The sequence below is a fragment of the Streptomyces sp. WAC05374 genome, from assembly GCF_004353505.1.
Classification (GTDB): domain Bacteria; phylum Actinomycetota; class Actinomycetes; order Streptomycetales; family Streptomycetaceae; genus Streptomyces.
On sequence record NZ_SMNQ01000057.1, the window covers coordinates 1 to 290 of the forward strand.

The 290-nt window shown below is 71.7% G+C and carries 1 protein-coding gene; it reads left to right on the forward strand.

Annotated elements, in window-relative coordinates; translation table 11 throughout:
• Positions 1-290 (forward strand): transposase family protein (locus E2B92_RS32520; protein WP_160159818.1); only part of this gene is annotated, 290 nt, incomplete at both ends.

The following is a 290-nucleotide window of genomic DNA, read 5'->3' on the forward strand; positions in this document are numbered from 1 at the left end:
TGGTCGGGGCAGCAGCCCGACCGAGGCCCGGGAACAAGGCGGATGCGCATGTCTGGCGCGAGTCCGGCCTGCCCGCCCTCGCGGCAGGCACGACGGTGATCGCGGACGGCGCTTACCTGGGCACCGGACTGATCGTCCCGCACCGCAGGAGAGCCGGGCGCCGCCTCCTGCGCGGCCAGGAAGAGGACAACGCCGAACACCGGCGCGTGCGTGCCCGCGTCGAGCACACCTTTGCCCGGATGAAGAACTGGAAGATCCTCCGCGACTGCCGCCAAAAGGGCGACGGCCTC